Here is a 21,781-nt window from a genome sequence, read left to right as displayed (position 1 = left end):
CCAGGGGCGCGGCAGAAGCGCTATTTCGTGCCCACTCCGTTCACCTCTGGTGAACGCTCCGTGCCGGGACCGGGGCCCGTATCGGGCCCAAGGAGATGGTTCAGCAGCATCCGCGCGGGCTGGGTCAGCCGCTCGGCAGGGCGCGCCACCAGCCGGAGCCGGCGTCGCGCCCATCCCTCCGCGATGGGCACGCCGGCGAGGCCGAGCGCGGCTTCGTAAGGGCGCGCCACGCCCTCTGGCATCACCGTGATGCCATGGCCCGCGGCCACCAGCCGGCGGCAGGCATCCGTCCCGGCCACGCGGAAGCGATAGCGCGGCCGGCGGCCCAGCCGTTGCGCCTGCTCCTCCAGCAGCAGGGTCAGCGCGCCGCTCTCCACCGCGCCGATCAAGGGCTCGTCCAGCACCGTGCCGAACCCGACGCCGGCCCGGCTCGCCAGGGGGTGGTCGCGGCGCATCACCGCCAGCAGGTGGTCCTCGCGCCAGGGATGTGCCTCCAACCCCGCGGGCACCGCGCCGCCGACGGTGACGATGCCCAGGTCGGCCTGCCCCTCCAGTAGGTTCTGCAGGATGACCAGGCTCGTCTCCTCCTGCAGTTCCACCTGGACGCCGGACCGCGCCTTTGCGAACACCGCCAGCGCCTCGGCCAAGCCGTGGCCGGCGATACAGGAGGTGGTGGCCTGCAGCCGCACGCTGCCCAGCCCCCCAGCGGCGAGGGCGCGCAGGTCGTCGTCCAGCCGCGCCAGTCCATCCTGGGCGGCGCGGGCATGGCGTATGAGCAGCTCTCCTGCCGGCGTCGGCCGCACGCCGCGCGGACCGCGCTCCAGGAGCGCCGTGCCGTAGGCCAGCTCCAACTGCTGCAGGCGTTTCGCCGCGGCGGAGGTGACCATGCCACAGCGCGCGGCGGCGCGGGTGAGGCTGCCCAGCTCAGCGGCGGCAAGCAGGATTCGGAGCGTAACCCAATCGGGGGTGATCATCCTGCCCTTGGCCACCCGTACCGCCCGGCGAGTGGGCGACCCGCTCGAGGGAGCTGTCGACCGGATATCACTGGGTGCCAACCATCTCTGATTTTGGCCGGCCAGCCTGCCTGCTGACGACCCAGATGAAAGCGGCGCCGCCGAACACGATCACCGCCCTCCCTATGAACATGTCCGGCATGCCGACGTGACCACCGACGAAGCCAACCGCAAGCGGCCCCAGCACCTGCCCCGGGTGCTGTGCCAAGGTATCGTAGCCCATATCTCGGCCTGCGGCACCCTTCGGTAGGTTGGGCCGGCATGGTCGAGGTCTGCTTCGCCACTGTCACAGCCTGAAAGCGGTCATGCCGCTTCCGGCCATAACCGGGCACGGCGGCTGTGCACCCATGGTGGTCCGGTAAGCCGCCTCGCGGCCCGAGCGCCGGTCCCGCTTGCCGGAACAGGGAAGGGCGCACCGATGCCCACTCCTCGCCAGTCCCATCGGGCTGATAGAGTCTGCGGGCAATACCCATCGATCGGCAGTTCCCCCAGCCCGTGACAGGCTCTAAGGATTCCCGCTTCGGCCGGGGCGGCCTCTCGTTGAGGGCACGCTCTTCGTTCTTTTCGAGAGCGCTGCGTACTGCAACGCCTCCGCAAGTCTCGCAAGGCGCGGCCCCACGTCGGAGCGCAGGCGGGCCGCAGACAAGGTGACGGCGGCCGAACCGCAGTTTATCGCGAAAGGCACCGACCCATCGGGGGCCAGCACGGGCGCCGCGGCCGTGTTGTAACCCTTGTGCAGGACACCGGCATTGATGATGAAGCCGCGCTGCCGGAACTCTACCAGAGCAAGTGCAAAGCCCGCCTTTGCCTTCCCCCATCGTGCGCCATCCTTGATCTCCAGCTCGCTAACGGCGCGAGCGCGCTCGTCCTCGGATGCACCGGCGAGCCAGGCCCAGCCGAGCGCCGAGGTGGAGAGCGGCACGCGCGAGCCGACGTGAAGATTCATCAGCAGCCGGTTGTCGCTCTCGCACCGCTGCAGGATGACCATTTCAACCCCGTCCCGCGTCGCGAGCCCGCCCGCACCCTCGAAGGTATCTGCCAGTTCCTGCAGGTGTGGCCGCGCGGTCTCGGCGATGCCGAGGCCCGCGATGGCGCTGTGCCCGAGCCGAAGAGCCGCCAACCCTGGCCGCATCTTGTCACCGGAGACGGTGACCAGCACGCCCATCTCGACCATCGTGTGGCAGAGCCGCCAGACAGTCGGTTGAGGCAGACCCGTGAGCCGCGCGAGGTCGGAGCCGCTCATTTCCGGCTGCTGCGGCGAGAAGCACTGCAGTAGCTGCAGCCCGCGGGAGAGGGCCGTGACGAACTGCCGGTCCTTCTTCTCGTCCTCGCTTGTCGGGGGAGGTTTGATTGAGGCCAAGAAGCGGTCTCCGGGTACGGCAGGGCCGGGGGCAGTTTACGAGAGGTCCGCGAGCGCGCTAGCATCGCACCTGTTCGATTACATAATTCATTATGCGAGTAAAGAGCGGCTTGAGATGGGGGGAGACGCGGCGTCCTGCATGGGACGCGGCCGACTGAACCCTCGAGAAGGAGGGGGAGACAGACGCGTCCATGCAGCAGGCTCCACTCCTGTTCCAACCCCTAGCGCTGCGCGGCCTCATCCTGCGGAATCGGATCGTCCTGTCCCCCATGCTCACCTACGCCGCGGAGCGTGGCCATGTGACGGACTGGCACCTCATGCATCTCGGCAAATTCGCGGCGGGCGGCACGGGGCTGGTCTTCATGGAGTCGACGAAGGTGGACCCGCGCGGCTGCACCACGCCGCGCGACCCGGGCCTCTGGAAGGACGAGTTCATCCCGGGCCTGGAGCGCATCACCCGCTTCGTGAAAGGCCACGGCGCGGCGATCGGGATCCAGCTCGGCCATTCCGGGCGGAAGGCCCGCAACTCCGTGCCCTGGGAGGGACGCGCCCCGCTGGCCAGCCATCCCGGCCTGGAGGATGACGGGGACTGGGAACTGGTGGCGCCGAGCGCCGTTGCCGCGAGCCCGGCTGCCGAGCGGCCGCGCGCCCTCACCCTGCCGGAGATCCAGGACATGGTCGCCGCCTGGGGCGCCGCCGCCGGCCGGGCGCACCGCGCCGGCTTCGATGTGCTGGAGGTGCACGGCGCGCACGGCTACCTACTGCACCAGTTCCTCTCCCCGGCCGCCAATCAGCGGAACGATGCCTATGGCGGGTCCCCGGAGAAGCGCATGCGTTTCGCGGTGGAGGTGGTCGAGGAGGTGCGGCGGCACTGGCCGGCGGAGAAGCCGCTCTTCTTCCGCGTCTCCGCGATCGACGAGGAAGGCGGCACGATCGAGGCGACGGTGGCGCTGGCGCGCGCGCTGCACGCCAGGGGCGTGGACATGATCGACTGCAGCACGGGCGGGATGACGGCCCGCTCCATCACCGAAGCCGACAGGCCGCGCCTAGGCTACCAGGTGCAGCACGCCGCCCGGATCAGGGCCGAGGCCGCGGTGGCGACCATGGCGGTCGGCCTCATCATCCACGCCGACCAGGCGGAAGCGATCCTGCGGGAGGGCAGCGCTGACCTCGTCGCGATCGGGCGGGAGATGCTGCACAACCCGAACTGGCCGCTGGACGCCGCGCAGAAGCTCGGCGTCCCCGCCCCTTTCGCCGTCCTCCCGCCCGCCTATGGCTACTGGCTGGAGAAGCGCGACAGGTCCGGCTTCGGCGGACGCCCCTCCACCTGGCAGGCCGGTATGGGGCCGGCCGGTGCGCCATAGGCCCGGAGGACCCGATGCCGAAGCTTCCGCAACCCGAGATCGAAGTGGTGCATGAGGGCGCCGACATCGTCGGGGAGAGCCCGATGTGGCACCCGCTTGAGGGGCGCCTCTACTGGGTGGACACGCGATACCCCGCGCTGCAGCGGCTGGAAGCGGACGGCACGGTCCGCCGCTGGACCATGCCGAGCAACATCGGCTCCTTCGTGTTCCGGCGCGGCGGCGGCGTGGTGGCCGGGCTGAAGCAGGGCTTCGTGACCGTGGACCTGGAAACCGGGGCGGTGACGCCGGTGCTGGACCCGGAGCCGGACCAGCCGGAAAACCGGCTGAACGACGGCCGCTGCGACCGGCGCGGTCGCTACTGGTGCGGCTCGCGCGATCCCGGCGACGAGAACCCAGGCGGATCGCTCTTCCGCCTCTCTCCGGACATGGCGTGCGAGCGGATGGACACGGGCTTCATCGTGTCCAACGGCATGGCCTTCAGCCCGGACGACCGGACGATGATCTTCGGCGACAGCCGCGGGGAGGTGATGTGGCGCTACGACCTCGACATCGAGAGCGGGCGGATCGCTAACAGGCGCGTCTTCCTCTCCACCGCCGGCCTGCCCTGGCGGGTCGACGGCGCGACCTTCGACGCCGAGGGCTACTACTGGTGCGCCCTGATCGGGGACGGCGCGATCGGGCGCTTCGACCCGGAGGGACGGCTGGACCGTATCGTGCGGCTGCCCGTGTCCCACCCCACCATGTGCAACTTCGGCGGGCCAGACCTGGACGTGCTCTACGTCACCTCCGGCACCGTGTTCCTGGGCGAGGCGGAGCGGGCGCGGCAGCCGCTGGCGGGCGCCCTCCTCGCGCTGCACGGCCTCGGCGTGCGGGGCGTGCCCGAACCGCTGTTTGAGGGCTGATACGATGACGGAAGTGGCGGCGGAGGGGCCCCTCCGGGGCATACGGGTCCTCGACCTTTCGCGGCTCGTCTGCGGCAACATGCTGACGATGCTGCTCGGCGACTTCGGCGCCGATGTCGCGAAGGTGGAGGAGCCGGGGCCGGGCGACCCGCTCCGCGCCTGGATCGCGGACGGCATCGCCGCGCATTGGAAGGTCTATGGCCGCAACAAGCGCAGCATCGCCCTGGACCTGCGCTCCGCCGACGGGCGGGCGGTGCTGGAACGCCTGATCGCGCGAACGGACGTGCTGGTGGAGGGCTTCCGCCCCGGCACGCTGGAGCGCTGGGGCCTAGCGCCGGCCCTGCTGCTGGAGCGGCACCCGGACCTCGTTGTCGTCCGGATCTCGGGCTTCGGCCAGACCGGGGACTACCGGATGCGGCCAGGCTACGGGTCGTTGATCGAGGGCTTCTCCGGCTTCGCGTCGCGCAACGGCTTCCCCGACCGCCCGCCCCTGCTGCCGAGCTTCCCCCTGGCCGACATGGTCGCGGGAATGATGGGCGCCTTCGCCACCGTCTCGGCCGTGCGCGCGCGGGAGGCGGGAGGGCGGGGGCAGGTCGTGGACCTCTCCCTGTTAGAGCCGATGGTGGCGATGTTCGGCGCCGACGCGGTGCTGCACGGGTTCAAGGGAACTGTGCGTGGTCGCCTGGGCAGCCAGGGCGCCTCGGCCGCGCCGCGCAACACCTTCCTGGCCGGCGACGGCAACTGGCTGACCATCTCCGCGCCCATGCAGTCCATGACGGAGAAACTGTTCGACGCGATGGGGCGGCCGGAGATGAAGACCGATCCGCGCTTCGCCACGAACACCGCACGGCTGACGAACGTGGAGGCCCTGGAGGCGGAGATCACCGCCTGGCTCTCGACGCGGAGCGCCGCGGAGGCCTGGGCGACGCTGGACGCCGCCGGGGTGACCGCCGCGCCGATCCTCGACGCGGCCGGGCTCGCGGCCGATCCGCACGTCCTCTCCCGCGGGGTGTTCCGCGCGGTGGAGGACGCGGAGCTCGGACAGGTGACGGTGCCGGACGTCGTGCCGCGCTTCTCCGCGACGCCGGGCGCCGTGCGCCGCCCCGCGCCGGCTGTGGGCCAGGACAGCCGGGCCATCCTGGCGGAGGCGGGCCATGACGACGGGACCATCGACGCGCTGATCGCGGCTAAGGTGGTGGCGGAGAACTAGAGAACGACGGGCGACAGGTCGGAGGGGCGCAAGACCCCCCGAGAAGGAGGAACGTATGAGGTGCATCCGGAGGGCCGCCATGGCAGTGGCGGTGGTGTCGGCCGCATGGCCCGGCTGCCTCGGCATGGCCGTGGCGCAGCCGACGGCGTCCTATCCGGACAGGCCCGTGCAGGTGGTCGTCTCCTGGCAGGCGGGCGGCGTGGTGGATACGATCGGCCGCGCCCTGGCCCAGGCCATGTCGGACCTGTCCGAGGGCCGCTTCGTCGTGGTGAACCGCGACGGCGCCTCGGGCATCGTCGGCGCGCAGGCGGTGGCCTCGGCCAAGCCGGACGGCCTTACCATCGGTTTCGGCCCCATCACCCCGATCACCACGGCCGCGCACACGGTGCACGGCGTGCCCTTCGACGTGGAATCCTTCGAGTATGTCTGCCGCGTCTTCGAGAACGTCCTCGCCGTGGTCGTGGCCGAGGGATCCCCCTTCCACTCCATGGCGGACCTCCTCGCCGCGATCCGCGCCCGGCCGGACACGATGACCTACGGGCATTTCGGCACGAACAGCCTCGGGCACCTCTCCTTCGCCAACATCGTGCGCGGCCTCTCCCTGCGCGTGACGGACGTGCCCTTCCGCGGGGAGACGCCGATCTACCCGGAGATGCTCAGTGGCCGGCTGGACTTCGGCATGGGCACGGTCGGCGGCGCCCGCGGCAAGCCGGTGCGCCTGCTCGCCGTGTTCGGGGACGAGCGCAGCGTGGCCGCCCCGGGCGTGCCGAGCACGCGGGAGCTGGGCCTGCCCACGCTGCAGCCCGTGCTGGCCGGGATCACCGTGCCGCGCGGGACGCCGGCGGCCATCACGGCGCGGCTGGACGAGCTGTGCCGCAAGGGGACCGAGGAAGCCTCGTTCCGCGCGGTGATGGGCCGCCTGGGCGAGCCCATCCTGTATTCCGGGCGCGAGGCCTTCACGTCCCAGGCGCGGCGCGACAATGCCGAGAAGGTAGAGGTCGTGCGCTCCCTCGGCTTGGCGCCGCAGTAGCTCGGGGGCGGGCGGGCCCCCCCTCCACTTCAGGCCGCCTTGCGAAAAGCGTCCAGGCTGCCGGCGTGGATCAGCTCGCTCGGCAGCTGGTGGCCGACGATCGCCTCCGCCATTCGCCCCACCTCAATCAGCGCGTCGAGGTCCACGCCTGTCTCGATCCCCATCTCGTGGCAGAGCAGCACCAGCTCCTCCGAGCAGATGTTGCCCGCCGCGCCCTTCTGGCCGGCGAAGGGGCAGCCGCCGAGCCCGCCTACCGTGGTATCAAAGCGGTCGATGCCCATCTTGATCGCGGCGTGGGCGTTGGCGACAGCGAGGCCGCGCGTGTCGTGCAGGTGCAGCGTGATGCGCTTCTCCGGCCAGCGGGACCGCACCTCCCCGAGCACGCGCTCGATCCGCGCCGGCATGGCCCAGCCCATCGTGTCCGCCAGCGAGATGTCCGTGATCTCCGCCCCGGCCTCGGCAGCGATGGCAAGGCCGTCCTCGATCGTCGAGATCACCTGCGTGGGCGAGATGTCGCCCTGGTAGTTGCAGCCGAAGGCCGCCATCACGCCGATGCGCCGCACCGGCACGCTGTGGGAGAGGTGCAGCGCCGTCTGCTTCCGCATCGCCGCGAGGTTCTCCTCGTGCGTGCGGTTAAGATTCTTCTTCGTGAAGCCCTCGCTCGCGGTGAGCGAAATGGAGCCGGAGATGGCCAGCTTGTCACGGAAAGCAAGCGCGCGGTTCAGCCCGCTCTCGTTGAACCACAGCGCCGTGTAACGCACGCCCGGCTTCGCCTTGAAGCCGGACACCGTATCCTCCGCGTCCGCCCAGCCCGGCACGATCTTGGGGCTGACGAAGGAGCAGACCTGGATGTGATCCAGCCCCGTCTCGGCCAGCGCCTCGATCAGGCGGATCTTGTCGGCGGTCGCGATCGGGCCGGGCTCGATCTGGAAGCCCTCGCGCGGTCCCTCCTCCTGGATGTGGACCCGCTTCGGAAGGTCGGACATGGATCTGCTCCCCGTGCTCTGACGCCCCTGCCCGGACCGGCCGTCTGCCGTGCCGCGGATCGGGACAAGGCCTGCAAAGTCGTTGATCACCTCGCGGCAAACAAGGCAATCTCATTCTCAAACAAACAACTCGCGATGCGAATTGAGCACGCGGGTTGACGCCGGCCACCAGTACGGGGCGGCGACAGGGAGGGGAAGTCCGCATGCTGACCAGACGTGAACTCGCGGCCGCCGCCGGCCTGGCCACACTGGGCCGCGCCGCCGGGGCGCAGGCACAGCGGGAGGCCTTCCCGGACCGGCCGATCCGGCTGATCGTGCCGTACACGCCGGGCGGCTCCGTCGATCTCATGGCTCGAGCTTTCGGCACGCGGCTCTCGACTCATACGGGCCAGCCCACGGTTGTCGAGAACAGGCCGGGCGCTTCCACGATGCTCGCGACCGAATACGTCGCGCGGGCCGATCCCGATGGCTACACGGTGCTGTCGGGCGGCACGCAGCTGGCGCTGATGCCGCATCTCGGCACCCGCACGCCCTACGACGTGGAGCGCGACATCACCGCCGTCGCGGTGCTTACTATCGTGCCCTACCTGCTGGTGGTGAACGCGAAACTTCCCGTCCACAACGTGAAGGAGCTAATCGCCTACGCGAAGGAGCGGCCGGGGGTGTTGAACTACGCCTCCTTCGGCGTCGGTGGGGCCGGGCACCTCGCGGCCGAGATGTTCAACCTGCTCGCCGGCACCGAGACGGTGCACATCCCCTATAACGGCACGGCGCCCGGGCTGAACGACGTGATGGGCGGGCGAGTCGCCATGAGCTTCTGCACCATCCCCCCTGCCCTGCCGGCGATCGAGGCCGGGCGCCTGCGGCCGCTCGGGCTGACGGGGCGGCAGCACCTCTCTGCCCTGCCCGGCGTCCCGACGATCGAGGAGGCGGGAGTACCGGGATACGAGTGCGTCAGCATGAACGTCATGTTCGCGCCCAGCGGCGTGCCGGCCAGCCGGTTGCAGCGGCTGAACGGTGCGGTGGTGAAGTCGCTCGGCGATGCCGAGTTGCGGAAGCTGCTGGAGGAGCAGGGCTTTGTGCCCGCCGAGCCGATGACGCCCGCCCAGGCCAAGGCGAGCTTCGACGCCTCCGTCACCAAGTTGGTGGACATCATCCGGCGGGCAAAAATCCAGACCTGACGGGATGCCGCCCCGCCCCGGAACGCCGGGGCGGGAAGCGCCGGCGTCAGGCCACCCGGCGCTCCGGCTCCGGGAGCGCCCCGGCCACCGGGACGGGCTGGCCGAGCACCACCTCGCCGGGATAGTCGATCAGCGCCGCCGCCACCCGCGCGCGGTGCTCGTAGGTGGTGCCCAGGCGCATTCCCCAGGCCGCGATGCGCCGGTACCAGAGGTGCAGGTCCAGCTCCATCATGAAGCCGATGCCGCCGTGGATGATCTGCGCGTTGCGGGCGGATGCCAGGCACTTCTCGTTACAGAAGGCTTTGGCCTGGGAGACCTCGACCCCGTGCGGCAGGCCTTCATCCATCCGCCACAGCGCCTCGTAGGTCAGCAGTTCGCCGCCATCGATCCAGATGACCATGTCGGAGCACATGTGCTGGATGGACTGGAAGGCGCCGATAGGCTGGCCGAAGGCCTCGCGCATCTTGGCGTAGTCGAAGGCCATCTCGGCGTCCTTGCGCGCGGCGCCGAGCATCTGCGCGCAGAGGAGCGCCGCCGCGCGGTCCAGCATCCGCTCCACCACCGGCCAGGCCTCGCCCGCGCGTCCGATCAGGTCCGCGGCGGGGACGCGGACGCGGTCGAAGACGACCTCGCTCTGCTTGTCCTTCGCCGTGGTGATCAGCGGGTTGTGAGAGATGCCCTCTGCCTTCGTATCCACGATGAGGAGCGAGAGGCCGCCGCTGCCGCCGCGCGCCGGCGCGGTGCGGCAGACGACGAGGCATTTATCCGCGGCGGCAAAGTCGTCCACGAACATCTTGCGGCCGGAGAGGACGTAGCCGTCGCCATCCTGCACGGCGCTCATGGTCACGGCCTCCGGGCGCAGGCGCGGGTCATCCTCGGTGAAGGCCCAGGTCAGGATCGTGTCGCCCGACACCACGCCGGGCAGTATCGCCTCGCACTGCGCCTTGCTGCCGGCCTCGGCGATCGTGAGCGCCGCGACGGCGGTGCTGTGCAGGGGCAGCGGCGCGACGGCGCGCCCGACCTCCTGCAGGACGAGGCCGAGGTAGACGAGCGGCATTCCCGAGCCGCCATAGGCTTCCGGTAGAGAGAGGCCCTGCCATCCCAGCTCCGCCGCCTTGCGCCAGAGCTCCGGCGGGTAGCCGAGCGGGTCGGCCTCCATGGCACGCACGAGCTGCGGCGAGCACTCGCCTTCCAGGAAGCTCCGCGCAGTCTCGCGGATCATCTCCTGTTCGTCGGTCAGCAGGACATCCATGTCAGCGTTCCGTCATCTCGTTCTGTACCAGGAGTCGTCAGTTCGCCGCGGCCTTCGGCCGGCGCATGGCCGGCAGGCCCAGGCCGCGGCGCGCCACCTGGTCCCGCATGATCGTGACGCCGCCGTGGTTCACGCCCGACTGGAAGGCGCCGAGGACGTTGTGCGCGAAGACGCCTTCCTCCACCGCGTGCGGCGAGCCGCGGAGCAGCTGGCCGTAGGGGCCGAGCATCTGCGTGATCGCCTCCGTCGTGCGGACGCCATGCTCGGGCGCCCAAACCTTCTCGGCCGAGCCCTCGTAGGTGAAGTCGCGGCCGCGCTGGACGATGGACATGCTGCGCATCGTCATCAGGCGGCAGACCTGCGCCTCGATCCACAGCTCCGCCACCTTGTCGCGGATCGCCGGGTTGTCGGCGTAGCCTTCCAGCTCCGTCGTTTTGACCCAGTTGACCATGTCCTCGTCGCGCCGGATCGACATGACGTAGCGGAAGGCGCCCACCCGATCGAGGTTGAGGCCATCCGCCGCCACCTTCCATCCCTTGTTCTCGCCGCCCAGCAGCGTGGATTCGTGGACGCGCACGTTGTCGAAGAAGGTTTCGTTCGTCCGCGCCTCGCCGTAGGTGGTGCCGAGCGGGGCGCGCGGGTTGTTCTGGATGGACCAGAGCGGCCGCACGGTGATGCCTGGCGTGTCCATGGGGAAGATGAAGATGGACAGTCCCTCGCGCTTCGGCAGGCTCGGGTCCGTGCGCGCCATCAGGTAGATGTGGGAGGAAAGGTGGCCGGAGGTGGTGTAGATCTTCTGGCCATTGATCACGAAGTGGTCGCCGTCCCGGGTCGCGCGGCAGCGGATATTGGCGAGGTCAGCGCCCGCATGCGGCTCGGTGAAGCCGAGGGCGAAGGTAATCTCGCGGCTGATCAGGCGCGGGATGTAGTAGCGCTTCTGCTCCTCGGTGCCGGCCGCCATGATCGCCGGCGCGCCGCTGCCGCTGAGGCTGATGTTGAGGCCGACCCGCATGAAGGCCTCCTCGACGATGTACTGGCTGATGCGGTCGCCGCCCTGCCCGCCGTACTCCTTGGGATAGGCGATGCCGAGCCAACCGCGGGCCTGCAGCTTCCCGTACAATTCCCGCATGTTCGGCCCGAAGGGATCGGCCACGCCGGAGCCGTGCATCTGGTCGTCCTGGGCCTCCTTGTCGTGGAGGACCTCGGGCGTGACATGCTCCGCGATGAAGGCGTTGACCTCCCGCCGCAGCGCCTCCTGCTCGGGCGTGTAACCGAAGTTCATGGCGTTCCCCGTTCTGCGGGGGCAGGTGAGCCCCGCACCCATTGCGCACCGCTTGTCGGAGACGGGCCCCGTTAATCGCAGCGCGAATAACCTATCCTCTCCCGACGGTAGCCGATCCGCGATAAGGGGGTCAAGGAGGTGCGCCGGCCGTCAGTCCAGGCGTACCGCCGCTTCCTCGATGATCCGGCCCCATTTGAGGGCGTCGCTCCGCTGCAGGGCGGCGAGCGCGGCCGGGGTGTTCTGCACGGCTGGCGGAATGACGTAGCCCTGCTCTCCGAAGAAGCGTCGGACTTCCGGGAGGTCCAGCGAGGCCAGCATCTCGGCGTTCATCCGCCGCAGCGCGGCCTCGGGTGTTCCCGCGGGCGCATGGACGGAGTTCCAGCCGGCAGCCTCGAAGCCGGGCATCCAGGCCTCCTGCATCGTCGGCAGCTGCGGAAGCGCGCTCACCCGCTCCGGTGTCGTGACCGCCAGGGCGCGCAGGCGCCCGTTCCCGATCTCCGGCACGGCGGGGAGGATGGTGCTGAAGGCGAAGGCGAGGCGCCCGGCCATGAGGTCGATGAGCACGGGTGACGAGCCGGGATAGGCGACATGCGTCACCTCGACCCCGGCGGCCCGGCCGAAGAGCAGCCCCGTGAGGTGGGCCGTGCTGCCCGCTCCGTAGGAACCGAAAATCAGCCCGCCCGGCGCCGCGCGGCCATGGGCGACAAGATCCTGCACCGAGCGCACCGGCAGCGCCGGGTTCACCACCAGCACGAAGGGCACCATCGCCAGCAGCGCCACCGGCACCAGGTCGCGCTCGGCCTCGAAGGGAAGGCGGCGGTAGAGGAAGGGATTCATCGCCAGCGAGGACGTGCCCACGACGAAGTTGTACCCATCGGGCGCCGACTGGGCGATCTGCTGGGTTCCAATAATCGTGTTCGCGCCGCCTCGGTTCTCGACCACGATTGGCTGCTCCAGCCGTTCGGAGACGTGGCGCATGACGGTGCGGGCCAGGATATCGGCGCCGCCGCCGGGCGCGTAGGGGACCACCAGCCGCAGGGGCCGGGTGGGCCAGGGCTCGGCCGCGCGGCCCGTGGCGGCGGGCAGGAGCAGGCCGCCCCCTGCGCCGAGAAGGTGCCTTCGCCGCATTTTCCGTTCCTCCCGTTCAGGGGGCTTCCAGGAACTCCCGCAGCGCGGTGTCCAGGCCCTCCGGTTCTTCGTAGGCAACCCAGTGGCCGGCCTTCGGGACGACGCGGATGCGTGCCCGGGGATGGAGGGCGCACAGCGCCGCCTGGCGCTCCTCCAGCCCGCAGAGGGCTGGCTGGTCCTCGGCGCCCCAGATCGCGTCCACACGGACGCGTAGCTGCCCCAGCGCGCGGAGGAGCGCCCCCTCGGCGTGGAAGCCCCGCGTGTCCAGCCGCGCGCGCTGCGAGTTCCAGGCCTGGACCGCGAGGGCGAGGTCGTCGATCCGCGCGGGATCGGCGATCATGATGCGGGACAGGTTGGTACGATGCGCCTCGGTCAGCGCCGCCCCGGTCTTGCCGCGCACCTTCTCGAGCACGATCGGCCTGCGCATCGGCACGAGCCCGCCGGCGCCAACGAGGGTGACGGAGCGGGCCCGCGGCCCCAGTTGCAATGCCGCATGGGCCGCGACGGTTGCGCCGAAGGAGAAGCCGACGATGTCACAGGCCCGGCCCGGCGGAAGCAGCGCGTCCAGCCCCGCGACGACGACGCCCGCGATGGTCTCGATGGATCCGGGTGCCGGCGGCAGGTCGGATTCCCCGAGGCCTGGCAGGTCCGGCACGAGGAGGAGACGCCGGCCACTCCAGCGGGGGATGGTGCGGAGCCAGTGGCGCCAGGAGCCGGCGCCGCCGTGCAGCAGCAGCAGGGGCTCAGCCTCGCCCCAGAGGTGCCACGCCAAGCGGCCCTCGCCGCAGGGGGTCTCGGCGCGGCGTGCCGCGCCGAGAAGGGCCGCAACCTCGGGATGATCACCGGAGGGTACGGGCCCGTCCATGGGTCAGACAGGCGCGGGAGGCACGAAGGGATAGGGCACCGGCGCCCGCCCGCGATAGGGCAGTGCAACCACGGCGGAGCCCGGGGTGGATTCCACGCCTCGCTCGTTGCTGATGCCGACATCGAGATCGACAAGGCCGTAATCCGGCATCTCGCGCTTGCCTGTGACCCTGGCCCAGACGGAGAGCGTCTCCCCCACCACGTTCATGGCGCGGAACTGGAAGCTCACCTTCCACATCCAGCCGTCGCGCCCCGCCCAGTCCTTCAGGAGCTGTGCGATGAACTGCTGCTTCAGCGAGCCGTTGATCAGCAGGCCTGGCAGCTTGTCGTGGCCGGTGGTGAAGGGCTGATCGTAATGGATCTTATGCCAATTCTCCATCGCTGCCGACCATCGCATCAGGTGCGGCGTGGTGAAGGGACCCTTACCGAGCGGCCCGACGGCGTCGCCGACGGACACGTCCTCGAAGTTGATTCTCTCGCGCATGCCGCTCACCGCCGGATGATCGTCTTGCGGGAGCGAAGCAGGAGCTGGCCCGCCTCGTTCGTGAACTCGGTCTCGAAAATGACCAGCAGCATCGGGCCCGACTTCGTCTGCTTCTCCTGTATGTCCGCGAAGTGGGACTTCTGCAGCACGCGCTCGCCGTGGCGGGCATAGGCGAAGAACTCCACCTCCGCGCCGCCGTTCAGCAGCGCTAGGCCGTGGAGCGGCAGCTCCGGCAGGCCGTTTCCCACGCCCATCACGATGCCGTCGAAGTCGGGATCGTGCGCGCGCTCCGTCAGGACGTCGGGCGCGCCGAAGGGCGTGCGGAACATGAAGGAGGGATAGAGCGGCGGCGCCACAGCCCCGCCGTAACGCACCCCCTCCTGGTCGGAGGCGTAGGCCGGGTCGGGATCCATGATGGCCTGGGCGTAGCGGCGGACCGCACCGGCCTCAACGGCGTCGCAGGCCGCGAAGGTCGGCCCTTCCCGCCCGATGTATGACCGCACCTCGTCCGTCAGCAGCGTCATGCCCGATCTTCCTCCTGTTCTCTCTCCGGCGCAGCGCTCAGCCGGTGCGGCGCGGCTGGTCTCCCTCGCGCCAGCCCTCGTCCAGGCCGATGGCGCCGCGCCTCGCGAGGGCCTCGATCTCCTCGTCCGCGTAGCCGGCGCCGCGCATCACCTCGGCCGTGTGCTGGCCCAGGCGTGGCGGCGGCAGGCCAATCGCCGCCGGCGTCTCGCTGAGTTTCACGGGCAGTCCCGCCATCCGCATGGCGCCGAGGCCGGGCAGGTCGATCTCCATTACCATGTCGCGCGCCGCGACCTGTTCCTCCGCCACCACCTTGTCGATGCGGTTGATCGGGCAGCACGGAACCTCGTTCGATCTTAGCAGCATCTCCCATTCCGCTACGCGGCGGGTCGCGACCGCGGCGCCGATGAGGTCGATCAGCTCCAGCCGGTTGGCCACACGCAGCGCGGCGTCCGCGAAGCGCGGATCCGCCACCCATTCCGGCCTATCCAGCGCCGCGCAGAGGCCGCGCCACATGCGCTGGTTGAAGGCGGAGATGACGATCCAGTCGTCGGAGGCGCGGTAGGCGCGGTAGGTCGGGCTAGTCAGCGCGCCGCTGCCGCTCGGCCCCGGGACCTCGTCCGAGGCGAAGTAGCGCGTGACAAAGTGGGCAAGCATCGACATCTGTCCCTCGAGCAGCGAGGTGTCCACTCGCTGCCCGCGTCCGGTGCGGTGCCGTGCCTCCACCGCCATCATCACGCCGATGGTGGCAAGCATTCCGGCGCCGATATCGGCGACCGACATGCCCATCTTCACCGGGCCGCCGCCCTCCTCGCCCGTGATGCTCATTCCGCCGGCATAGGCCTGCATGAAAAGGTCGTTCGCGGGCTCCTCGGCGCGCGGGCCGCTAGCGCCGAAGCCGCTGATGGAGCAGTAGATCAGGCGGGGATTCGCGGCGCGCAGCGTCTCCCAGTCCAGCCCCGCGCGGGCCAGGGCGCCGATGCGGTAGTTGTCCACCAGGATATCCGCGCCCTCGATCAGTCTGCGCGCGACCGCAGCGCCCTCGGGCGTCTTCAGGTCGAGCGCGACGCTGCGCTTGTTGCGGTTGGCAGAGCCGTAATAGTAGCCCATGGCGCCGAAGAAATGCGGCGGCCAGGAGCGGCTGTCGTCGCCGGCGCCGACGCGCTCGATCTTCACCACCTCGGCGCCGAAGTCACCGAGCGTCATGGCGCAGTAGGGACCGGCCATGGCAACGCCGACCTCGACCACCCGGAGGCCCGCGAGAGGCCCGCTCATCGCGCGCACCTAGTCAGGTGAGCATCGAGGTTTCCTGGTTGGATCAAGCGCTTCTCCCGGGGAAAGGTCCGGCCGGAGACGGCCCCTTGCATTTGCTCTGCGAGTTATTTTTTCGCTTCTATCGCACGCTAGTCTCAACCGGCGCGGGCTGTAAACCGCCCATGGCGGGAGGCTGCGCTCAGGCCGCCGCCTCCAGCTCCATCGCCGTGCCGAGCGTCGCGATATCGTTCAGCCGCTCGAACAGCGCGGCCGCGCGCCGGCTCTCCCCCGCGGATTCCAGACAGTCCATGAACTTCGCGCGCAGCTCGGCATCGGTCAGCGGCACGGCGGCGTGTCCGCGCGCCCGCCGCACGGACTCCTCCAGCCGCTCCCCGCTCCGCAACGCGACCCGGACGGTGTCGTAAGGCGCGGCACCCGGCAGCGCCGGGTCGGTCTCATCTGTGGGGAAGACGGTCACGCGAGCCATCAGCGCCTGCACCTCCGGGCGCTGCACGAAGGCGTCGGTCAGCTCCGCTAGTCCGACCTTCCCGGCGATCACCGCAGCCGCCATGTCGAACTGCGCGCTGAACTTCGCCTCCAGCCCGGTCGAGGGCATGGCGTTGCGGAGCGTCCCGGCATGGGCGCGGCTCGTCACCACCTCGACCGCCTCGATCTCCTCCGCCCGGAGAGGCCGGCGCGCGAGCAGGGCGAGCATCGCGTCCGTCGCGCGGTGGCCGCAGTAGCAGATCGGGAACTTCTTGATGCTCAGCCGATGCTCAAGGATGCGCCAGTCCTGGCCGAAGCCCCGGCTCGGCGCGTCCAAACCCGTCACCCGGCCGTGCGGGGAGATGGCGTAGAGGAAGCCGCGCGGGTGCTCGATCGCGTCGAGTGAGGCCGTCATCCCGGCCTGCGCCAGGCGCGCCGACATCACGCCGGCCTGCGCCGCGCGCCCGGCGTGGAACGGCTTCGTCATCGTGCCGAAATTGGCGCCCAGCCCCGCGCTCTGCGAGGCGCCGAGCGCGATGGCGTGGGCCGCCCGCTCCGCGTCCAGCCCGCGCAACCGGGCGCAGGCGGCGGCCGCGCCGACAGCGCCGAACACGCCGGTCGGGTGCCAACCCTTCTCATGGTGGAAGTCCTGGTCGTGGGCGATCAGCTCCGCCCAGACCTCGTAACCCGCGACATAGGCCGCCACCATCTCGGCCCCCGTGGCGCCGAGCGCCTCGCCCTCTGCCAGGATCGCGGGGACGAGGACGGTGCTGGGATGGCCACGCAGGGCCACGTCGTCGTAGTCGAGCGCGTGGGCGGCCGTGCCGTTGATGAGGGCCGCGTCCGGGGCCGGGGCACGCAAGGGGCCGAAGGTCAGCGCCGCCTCGCCCCGCGGCCCGGCCACGCCGAGCGTGTCGCGCAGGATGCCCACCACCGGCTCCTCCCGCCCGGCAATCATCACGCCGGCACAGTCCACGAAGCCCATTCGAGCGATGGCCGAGGCGTCTGCCGGGATCGCGTCGAACCGTAGGCCGCTGACGAAGGCCCCGAGCGCGCGCGTGATAGAGGTGGCCATGGCTCAGCCCTCCCGCGCGTTGCGGCGCGCATCGGCGAGAGGGATCGCTGTCGGGAGTTGGACGATCATGGAACGCTCCTCCGGCGCTGCCGCCGCCCAGCGATATGGCTCCGGAAGGGCATTCGCGCGGCGAATTTCTTATTTGTGTGCTTCGTCACGGTTACCTCAGCCGGCAACGCAGGGTCAAGAAACGCGACCAGATCGCGTTTCCACGAACATCCAACCCGTCCTATTCGCACAGCGGTTTGTCTGCCGCATTGCAGGGAACTCGGCGCCGGCATAACATTCAGCCAACGATCCCGCCCGGCCTCGGAGACGGGATCACGGGACGGAAGCCGCCATGACACGGATCACTCTCGCGGGCTCCCGCGTGCCTTACCGCGCTGGAACCCAGCGTGGCTGGGCACCCCGGCATTGAGCGTTACGGAGCCGCAGGCGGCCACGCGATGCCTGGCCGCGCACGTGGCCGGGCTGAACGCCACAGACCTTGTCCCGGAGGAGCGTGTGCTCGTCGCCCGGGCGGTGCTCGACACCGTCGCCGTCGGGGTCGCTGCGCGCGATGAGCCGGCCGCGCGCCTCGCTGTCCGGCGGGCTCGCGCGCAGGGTGAGGGGCCCTGCACGCTCTGGACCGCCTCGGGCGCGCTCCATGTGCGGGAGGAGGAAGCGGCCTGGGCGAACGGTGTCATGGCCCATGTGCTGGACTTCGACGATGTCACCTCCGTGATGCGCGGCCACCCTTCCGTGGCGATGCTGCCGGCCGTTCTCGCCCTCGCCGAAGCGGAAGGCCTCTCGGTGAGCGATGTCACGGCCGCCTATGTCGCGGGGTTCGAGGTGATCGCCGCGCTGTCGGCCGCCATGGCCACGCCGCACTACGCCCGGGGTTGGCACAGCACGGCGACGATCGGCGCGATTGGGGCTGCGGCGGCCTGCGCCCGGCTGCTCCGGCTGGACGAGATGCGGGTTGCGCACGCGATCGGGCTCGCCGTTACCCAAGCCGCCGGCACGCGGGCCAGCTTCGGCACCATGGCCAAGTCGGTGCAGGCGGGGAACGCGAACCTCACCGGATTGCGCGCCGCACGGCTGGCGGAAATCGGCTTCGACGCGGCACCGGACGCACTCGGCGGCGCCCTGGGCTTCGCGCAGCTTGGCGGCGGCGGGACGCTGGCCCTGCCCGAGGCGCGCGACGCGCGCGCCCTGCTGCGGCACGGGCTGGAAGTAAAGAAGTACCCGCTCTGCTACGCGACACACCGCGCGCTGGACGCGGTGCTGGATCTGCGCGCGGCGCACGGGCTGGCGCTGCCCGATGTGGAGGCCGTGCATGTCCACGCTTCACCCGGCGCGCTGGCGCCGTTGATCCACCACCGCCCCACGACCGGCCTCGATGCCAAGTTCTCCATGGAGTACGCCATGGCGGCCGCGCTGGAGGACGGCGCCCTGCATCTCGCCAGCTTCGAGGACGCGGCGGTGCGCCGGCCCGTGCTCCAGGCCTTCCTGTCCCACGTGACCGCGGATGAGGCCGTGGGCGCACTGCTGCCGCGCTGGGCGGAGGTGACGCTGCGGCTGAAGGACGGCCGCGTACTCTCGACGCGCCAGGACGCACTGCGCGGCGGTGCCGAGGATCCATTGAGCGAGGGCGAGCTGCTGGCCAAGGCCGCCGGCTGCTTCGCGCATGGTGGCGGCGCGGCGACGGGGGCGGCGGCCCTCCTCTCCGCCTTCGAGGACCCGCACCGCGCAGCCGGGCCGGCGTTGCGCGAGGCGCTGACCGGCGCCGTACTGGAGGAACGAATCTAATGCCCCACCGCAGACATGTCCTGGCGGGCGCTGCCGCGCTCGCGCTGCCGGCGCTGCGGCCGGCCCGGGCACAGGCTTGGCCGAACCGCCCCCTGCGCCTGATCGCCACCTTCGAGCCCGGCGGCGCCGCGGACCAGCTCGCCCGAGCCATCGCTGCGGGGATGGGACCGGAGCTCGGGCAGACCGTGGTGGTGGAAAACCGCACCGGCGCGGCCGGCAATATCGGGACGGAGCTGGTGGCGCGGGCGAATGACGGCCACACCTTCCTGCTCTGCAGCACCGGGCCGATGACATACCATACCATCCTGTTCCGATCCCTTCCCTTCGACCCTCAGAGGGATTTCACGCCGATCGGCTTCGCCGCTTGGTCGCCGAATATCTTTGCGACGCGGAACGACCTGGGATGGAAGCGGCTGGACGAGGTCGTGGCCGCCGCGAAGGCGGCGCCGGGGAAGCTGAACTTTGGCAGCGCCGGCACCGGCACCACGCAGCACCTCGCGGGGGAAATGCTGCAGGAGGCGGCCGGAATCCGTCTGACCCACGTGCCCTACCGTGGCGGCGCGCCGGCCCTGCGGGACCTGCTGGGGGGCCAGCTGGAACTGCTCGTCACGACCGGCTCCGGTGCCAACATGATGCGGGAGGGAAAGATCACCCCGATCGCCGTGATGGGCGAGAAACGGATCGCCGCCCTTCCGGACACACCCACGATGCAGGAGGCCGGGCTGCGAGACTTCTCCGCCACAGCCTGGTACGGGGTCGTCGGTCCGGCCGGCCTACCCGCCCCTGCCGTTGCCCGCATGTCCGCCGCGCTCCGTGCCGCGCTGACCGACGAGACTCTGATCGCGCGGATGCGCGACCAGACCATGGACGCCCAGTTCAGCACCCCGGACGATTTCGCTTCCTTCATTGCCGGCGAGCGGCGGAAGTGGCGACCCGTGGCGCAGCAATTCGCCGGCACCATGTAGGGCTGGCTTCCCGACGCACGGAAGACGGTTGGCTGGCATCTCCTCGGTGACAAGCCAGCCCTCATGGGCGATGGGAGCGCGCCAGTTATGCCGCTGGCCGCTTCGGCCATGTTACGCCCTGGGGCCGCTTGGTGCTTGCGGCCAAGGGGCGCCACTTGAAGGCGCTCGGGATACACCGCCCATGCCCTTCAGGCCCTTGAGCATGAGGCATGCGAAGGCGACGAGGTGGAGGCCGGCGAGGGTATCGGGGAGGCGTTCGTAGTGGCGGACGACCTCGAGTTGGATGCCGTGCTCTGCCGCAGCCTGGGCAGGCTTCGGGCCGACATAGCCCTGGTCCACGAAGGCGACCTCGACATGCTCGCCGGTCGCCTCCTGGACGGCGCCGGCCAGGCGCCCGACCTCGGCGCGGTCGTCAGCGGTGGCGGGCGTGACGTGGAGCGCCAGCAAATGGCCGAGGGTATCGACGGCGGCGTGGACCTTGCTGCCCCGGTTGCGCTTCGCCCCGTCATAGCCCGCCCTGGCTCCACTTTGGGGTGTCGAGCGCAGGGTGCGGCTGTCCAGGATGGCGGCCGTCGGCTCGGGGCCACGGCCCGCCTCCAGCCGCAGCAGGACCCGCAGGTCGTGCACGACCGCCTCGAACACCTCGGCCGCCAGCCAGCGGCGCGCCTGGGCGTAGACGATGTCCCACGGCAGCAGGTCATTGGGCATCCACCGCCAGGGCGCGCCCGTCTTGACCACATAGCGCAGCCCGTTGAACACCTCCCGCAACCCATGCCGCCGCTGCCCCGCAGCCTCGGGCAGCAGAACAAGGTAGGGCACCACCAACGCCCACTCCTCGTCGGACACCTCAGACGGATAAGACTTGCGGGTCATCCCGCAAATCTGGCCCTCACCTCAGTCCACAACAGCCTCTAGTTACGGGGATGCCGGCGGACCGAAGCGGCGGTGCGCTTCCGCCCGTCCGGATCCCCATTCAGAAATCGTGACCGCGCGGTCTCAAGCCGCGACGGCACGCCCCTGGGCCTGGGGGACCGTGGTGTTCAGTAATTGCTGCTCCCAGAGGCTGACCACACCTGTGGCGCCACCGTGCTCGACGAGTGCGGCCCCGAGCGAGGCGACATGCTCCGTCCGAGCCCAGTCGCGCTGCCACTCGCCGGCGATGGCCATCCACGTCATGGGGTTCGCGCCCGCGACGATCATCCGCTGGATGGCCATCTGGTGGGCTTCGACGCTGACGCCACCAGAGGCGTCCGTCACGATGGTGACGTCCCATCCTTCGCCGATCGCCTGAATGGTGGGCATCGCGAGGCAGATCTCGGTCCACAGGCCGCACATGATGAGCTGCTTGCGCCCGGTCGCCCTGACTGCGGCGACGACACGTTCGTCCTGCCAAGTGTTGATCAGTGTCCGGTCAATGGGCACCTGCTCCGGGAAGACGGAGGTGATTTGTGGGAAGATCGCCCCGCCACGCTCCGCGATGACGCTGGTCAGGATCGTCGGAACACCGAACTGTCAATCGGCACGGAATCGGGACCCCGGATCGGCGCGCAATAGGGACCCCTCTGGCGAGGCGTGCTGAGGGGGTAGTCAGACGCGGTTCTTGAACCGCCAGCTGTCGTTGCCGGTCTCGAC

General features: G+C 70.4%; 21 protein-coding genes. 7 read left to right on the top strand and 14 right to left on the bottom strand.

Annotated elements, in window-relative coordinates; genetic code table 11:
- Positions 1–20 precede the first annotated feature (20 nt).
- The 3 genes from J5Y10_RS21740 to J5Y10_RS21730 all read right to left on the bottom strand — a co-directional run bounded on the left by J5Y10_RS21740 (position 21) and on the right by J5Y10_RS21730 (position 2,373).
- Entirely contained in the window at positions 21–974 is a 954-nt protein-coding gene (locus J5Y10_RS21740; protein ID WP_209376221.1) for a LysR family transcriptional regulator, read from the bottom strand.
- A 67-nt stretch (positions 975–1,041) separates the two neighbouring features.
- Positions 1,042–1,236 carry a hypothetical protein gene (locus tag J5Y10_RS21735; protein WP_209376220.1) on the bottom strand — a complete coding sequence of 65 codons (195 nt, stop codon included), beginning with the start codon at positions 1,234–1,236 and terminating at the stop codon, positions 1,042–1,044.
- A gap of 282 nt (positions 1,237–1,518) precedes the next feature.
- On the bottom strand, positions 1,519–2,373 hold the full coding sequence (locus J5Y10_RS21730; protein ID WP_209376219.1) for an IclR family transcriptional regulator: 855 nt from the start codon (positions 2,371–2,373) through the stop codon (positions 1,519–1,521).
- A 191-nt stretch (positions 2,374–2,564) separates the two neighbouring features.
- Between J5Y10_RS21730 and J5Y10_RS21725 the strand changes: the two genes are divergently transcribed.
- From J5Y10_RS21725 to J5Y10_RS21710, 4 genes are read left to right on the top strand one after another with little or no spacing between them, the layout of a single operon-like run.
- Complete coding sequence (locus tag J5Y10_RS21725; protein WP_209376218.1) at positions 2,565–3,737, top strand: oxidoreductase; 1,173 nt, start codon at positions 2,565–2,567, stop codon at positions 3,735–3,737.
- A 14-nt stretch (positions 3,738–3,751) separates the two neighbouring features.
- Positions 3,752–4,639, top strand: a complete 888-nt coding sequence (locus J5Y10_RS21720; RefSeq protein ID WP_209376217.1) for an SMP-30/gluconolactonase/LRE family protein — start codon at positions 3,752–3,754, stop codon at positions 4,637–4,639.
- Positions 4,640–4,643: 4 nt separating this feature from the next.
- A complete protein-coding gene (locus J5Y10_RS21715; RefSeq protein ID WP_209376216.1) occupies positions 4,644–5,849 on the top strand; it encodes a CaiB/BaiF CoA transferase family protein in 1,206 nt (401 codons plus the stop codon).
- Between the two features lie 55 nt (positions 5,850–5,904).
- Positions 5,905–6,879: a tripartite tricarboxylate transporter substrate binding protein gene (locus J5Y10_RS21710; protein WP_209376215.1), complete on the top strand. Its 975-nt coding sequence runs from the start codon at positions 5,905–5,907 to the stop codon at positions 6,877–6,879.
- 29 nt (positions 6,880–6,908) lie between these two features.
- On the opposite strand, the gene J5Y10_RS21705 is transcribed toward J5Y10_RS21710, so the two are convergent.
- Positions 6,909–7,865, bottom strand: a complete 957-nt coding sequence (locus tag J5Y10_RS21705) for a hydroxymethylglutaryl-CoA lyase (protein WP_209376214.1) — start codon at positions 7,863–7,865, stop codon at positions 6,909–6,911.
- 203 nt (positions 7,866–8,068) lie between these two features.
- On the opposite strand from J5Y10_RS21705, the gene J5Y10_RS21700 reads away from it, so the two are divergent.
- Positions 8,069–9,046 (top strand): Bug family tripartite tricarboxylate transporter substrate binding protein, encoded by a 978-nt coding sequence (locus J5Y10_RS21700; RefSeq protein ID WP_209376213.1) that lies wholly within the window; start codon positions 8,069–8,071, stop codon positions 9,044–9,046.
- A gap of 46 nt (positions 9,047–9,092) precedes the next feature.
- Here J5Y10_RS21700 and J5Y10_RS21695 read toward each other — a convergent pair whose 3' ends face one another.
- From J5Y10_RS21695 to J5Y10_RS21660, 8 genes are all read right to left on the bottom strand, one after another.
- Positions 9,093–10,298, bottom strand: coding sequence for an acyl-CoA dehydrogenase family protein (locus J5Y10_RS21695; protein WP_209376212.1), 1,206 nt, complete (start codon positions 10,296–10,298; stop codon positions 9,093–9,095).
- A gap of 37 nt (positions 10,299–10,335) precedes the next feature.
- Positions 10,336–11,580, bottom strand: a complete 1,245-nt coding sequence (locus tag J5Y10_RS21690; protein ID WP_209376211.1) for an acyl-CoA dehydrogenase family protein — start codon at positions 11,578–11,580, stop codon at positions 10,336–10,338.
- A gap of 150 nt (positions 11,581–11,730) precedes the next feature.
- Positions 11,731–12,708: a Bug family tripartite tricarboxylate transporter substrate binding protein gene (locus tag J5Y10_RS21685; RefSeq protein ID WP_209376210.1), complete on the bottom strand. Its 978-nt coding sequence runs from the start codon at positions 12,706–12,708 to the stop codon at positions 11,731–11,733.
- A 16-nt stretch (positions 12,709–12,724) separates the two neighbouring features.
- Positions 12,725–13,573 (bottom strand): alpha/beta fold hydrolase, encoded by an 849-nt coding sequence (locus J5Y10_RS21680; RefSeq protein ID WP_209376209.1) that lies wholly within the window; start codon positions 13,571–13,573, stop codon positions 12,725–12,727.
- 3 nt (positions 13,574–13,576) lie between these two features.
- A complete protein-coding gene (locus tag J5Y10_RS21675; protein ID WP_209376208.1) occupies positions 13,577–14,056 on the bottom strand; it encodes a hotdog family protein in 480 nt (159 codons plus the stop codon).
- 5 nt (positions 14,057–14,061) lie between these two features.
- Positions 14,062–14,580 carry an FAS1-like dehydratase domain-containing protein gene (locus J5Y10_RS21670; RefSeq protein WP_209376207.1) on the bottom strand — a complete coding sequence of 173 codons (519 nt, stop codon included), beginning with the start codon at positions 14,578–14,580 and terminating at the stop codon, positions 14,062–14,064.
- 37 nt (positions 14,581–14,617) lie between these two features.
- Positions 14,618–15,853, bottom strand: coding sequence for a CaiB/BaiF CoA transferase family protein (locus J5Y10_RS21665; RefSeq protein WP_209376206.1), 1,236 nt, complete (start codon positions 15,851–15,853; stop codon positions 14,618–14,620).
- A gap of 178 nt (positions 15,854–16,031) precedes the next feature.
- Positions 16,032–17,393: an MmgE/PrpD family protein gene (locus J5Y10_RS21660; RefSeq protein ID WP_209376205.1), complete on the bottom strand. Its 1,362-nt coding sequence runs from the start codon at positions 17,391–17,393 to the stop codon at positions 16,032–16,034.
- Positions 17,394–17,807: 414 nt separating this feature from the next.
- Between J5Y10_RS21660 and J5Y10_RS21655 the strand changes: the two genes are divergently transcribed.
- Both J5Y10_RS21655 and J5Y10_RS21650 read left to right on the top strand, forming a co-directional pair.
- Positions 17,808–19,184 (top strand): MmgE/PrpD family protein, encoded by a 1,377-nt coding sequence (locus J5Y10_RS21655; RefSeq protein WP_209376204.1) that lies wholly within the window; start codon positions 17,808–17,810, stop codon positions 19,182–19,184.
- The gene (locus J5Y10_RS21650; protein ID WP_209376203.1) at positions 19,184–20,149 is read left to right on the top strand and encodes a Bug family tripartite tricarboxylate transporter substrate binding protein; all 966 of its coding nucleotides are present in this window, start codon (positions 19,184–19,186) and stop codon (positions 20,147–20,149) included. The genes J5Y10_RS21655 and J5Y10_RS21650 overlap by 1 nt, the downstream gene beginning before the upstream one ends.
- A 111-nt stretch (positions 20,150–20,260) precedes the next feature.
- Here J5Y10_RS21650 and J5Y10_RS21645 read toward each other — a convergent pair whose 3' ends face one another.
- Positions 20,261–21,022, bottom strand: coding sequence for an IS5 family transposase (locus tag J5Y10_RS21645; RefSeq protein ID WP_245214960.1), 762 nt, complete (start codon positions 21,020–21,022; stop codon positions 20,261–20,263).
- Between the two features lie 123 nt (positions 21,023–21,145).
- Positions 21,146–21,607 (bottom strand): isochorismatase family protein, encoded by a 462-nt coding sequence (locus J5Y10_RS21640; protein ID WP_342452990.1) that lies wholly within the window; start codon positions 21,605–21,607, stop codon positions 21,146–21,148.
- Positions 21,608–21,781 lie beyond the last annotated feature (174 nt).

The sequence above is a fragment of the Roseomonas indoligenes genome (genome assembly GCF_017813365.1).
Taxonomy (GTDB): Bacteria; Pseudomonadota; Alphaproteobacteria; order Acetobacterales; family Acetobacteraceae; genus Roseomonas; species Roseomonas indoligenes.
The sequence above is the reverse complement of the archived record's forward strand: the minus strand, read 5'-3'. Positions and strand labels throughout refer to the sequence as shown.

Excerpts from the sequence above, each read along its gene's own strand:
- J5Y10_RS21740 (WP_209376221.1), bottom strand. The coding sequence starts at position 974 with ATGATCACCCCCGATTGGGTTACGCTCCGAATCCTGCTTGCCGCCGCT.
- J5Y10_RS21735 (WP_209376220.1), bottom strand. The coding sequence starts at position 1,236 with ATGGGCTACGATACCTTGGCACAGCACCCGGGGCAGGTGCTGGGGCCG.
- J5Y10_RS21725 (WP_209376218.1), top strand. The coding sequence starts at position 2,565 with ATGCAGCAGGCTCCACTCCTGTTCCAACCCCTAGCGCTGCGCGGCCTC.
- J5Y10_RS21720 (WP_209376217.1), top strand. The coding sequence starts at position 3,752 with ATGCCGAAGCTTCCGCAACCCGAGATCGAAGTGGTGCATGAGGGCGCC.
- J5Y10_RS21715 (WP_209376216.1), top strand. The coding sequence starts at position 4,644 with ATGACGGAAGTGGCGGCGGAGGGGCCCCTCCGGGGCATACGGGTCCTC.
- J5Y10_RS21710 (WP_209376215.1), top strand. The coding sequence starts at position 5,905 with ATGAGGTGCATCCGGAGGGCCGCCATGGCAGTGGCGGTGGTGTCGGCC.
- J5Y10_RS21705 (WP_209376214.1), bottom strand. The coding sequence starts at position 7,865 with ATGTCCGACCTTCCGAAGCGGGTCCACATCCAGGAGGAGGGACCGCGC.
- J5Y10_RS21700 (WP_209376213.1), top strand. The coding sequence starts at position 8,069 with ATGCTGACCAGACGTGAACTCGCGGCCGCCGCCGGCCTGGCCACACTG.
- J5Y10_RS21695 (WP_209376212.1), bottom strand. The coding sequence starts at position 10,298 with ATGGATGTCCTGCTGACCGACGAACAGGAGATGATCCGCGAGACTGCG.
- J5Y10_RS21690 (WP_209376211.1), bottom strand. The coding sequence starts at position 11,580 with ATGAACTTCGGTTACACGCCCGAGCAGGAGGCGCTGCGGCGGGAGGTC.
- J5Y10_RS21685 (WP_209376210.1), bottom strand. The coding sequence starts at position 12,708 with ATGCGGCGAAGGCACCTTCTCGGCGCAGGGGGCGGCCTGCTCCTGCCC.
- J5Y10_RS21680 (WP_209376209.1), bottom strand. The coding sequence starts at position 13,573 with ATGGACGGGCCCGTACCCTCCGGTGATCATCCCGAGGTTGCGGCCCTT.
- J5Y10_RS21675 (WP_209376208.1), bottom strand. The coding sequence starts at position 14,056 with ATGCGCGAGAGAATCAACTTCGAGGACGTGTCCGTCGGCGACGCCGTC.
- J5Y10_RS21670 (WP_209376207.1), bottom strand. The coding sequence starts at position 14,580 with ATGACGCTGCTGACGGACGAGGTGCGGTCATACATCGGGCGGGAAGGG.
- J5Y10_RS21665 (WP_209376206.1), bottom strand. The coding sequence starts at position 15,853 with ATGAGCGGGCCTCTCGCGGGCCTCCGGGTGGTCGAGGTCGGCGTTGCC.
- J5Y10_RS21660 (WP_209376205.1), bottom strand. The coding sequence starts at position 17,393 with ATGGCCACCTCTATCACGCGCGCGCTCGGGGCCTTCGTCAGCGGCCTA.
- J5Y10_RS21650 (WP_209376203.1), top strand. The coding sequence starts at position 19,184 with ATGCCCCACCGCAGACATGTCCTGGCGGGCGCTGCCGCGCTCGCGCTG.
- J5Y10_RS21645 (WP_245214960.1), bottom strand. The coding sequence starts at position 21,022 with ATGACCCGCAAGTCTTATCCGTCTGAGGTGTCCGACGAGGAGTGGGCG.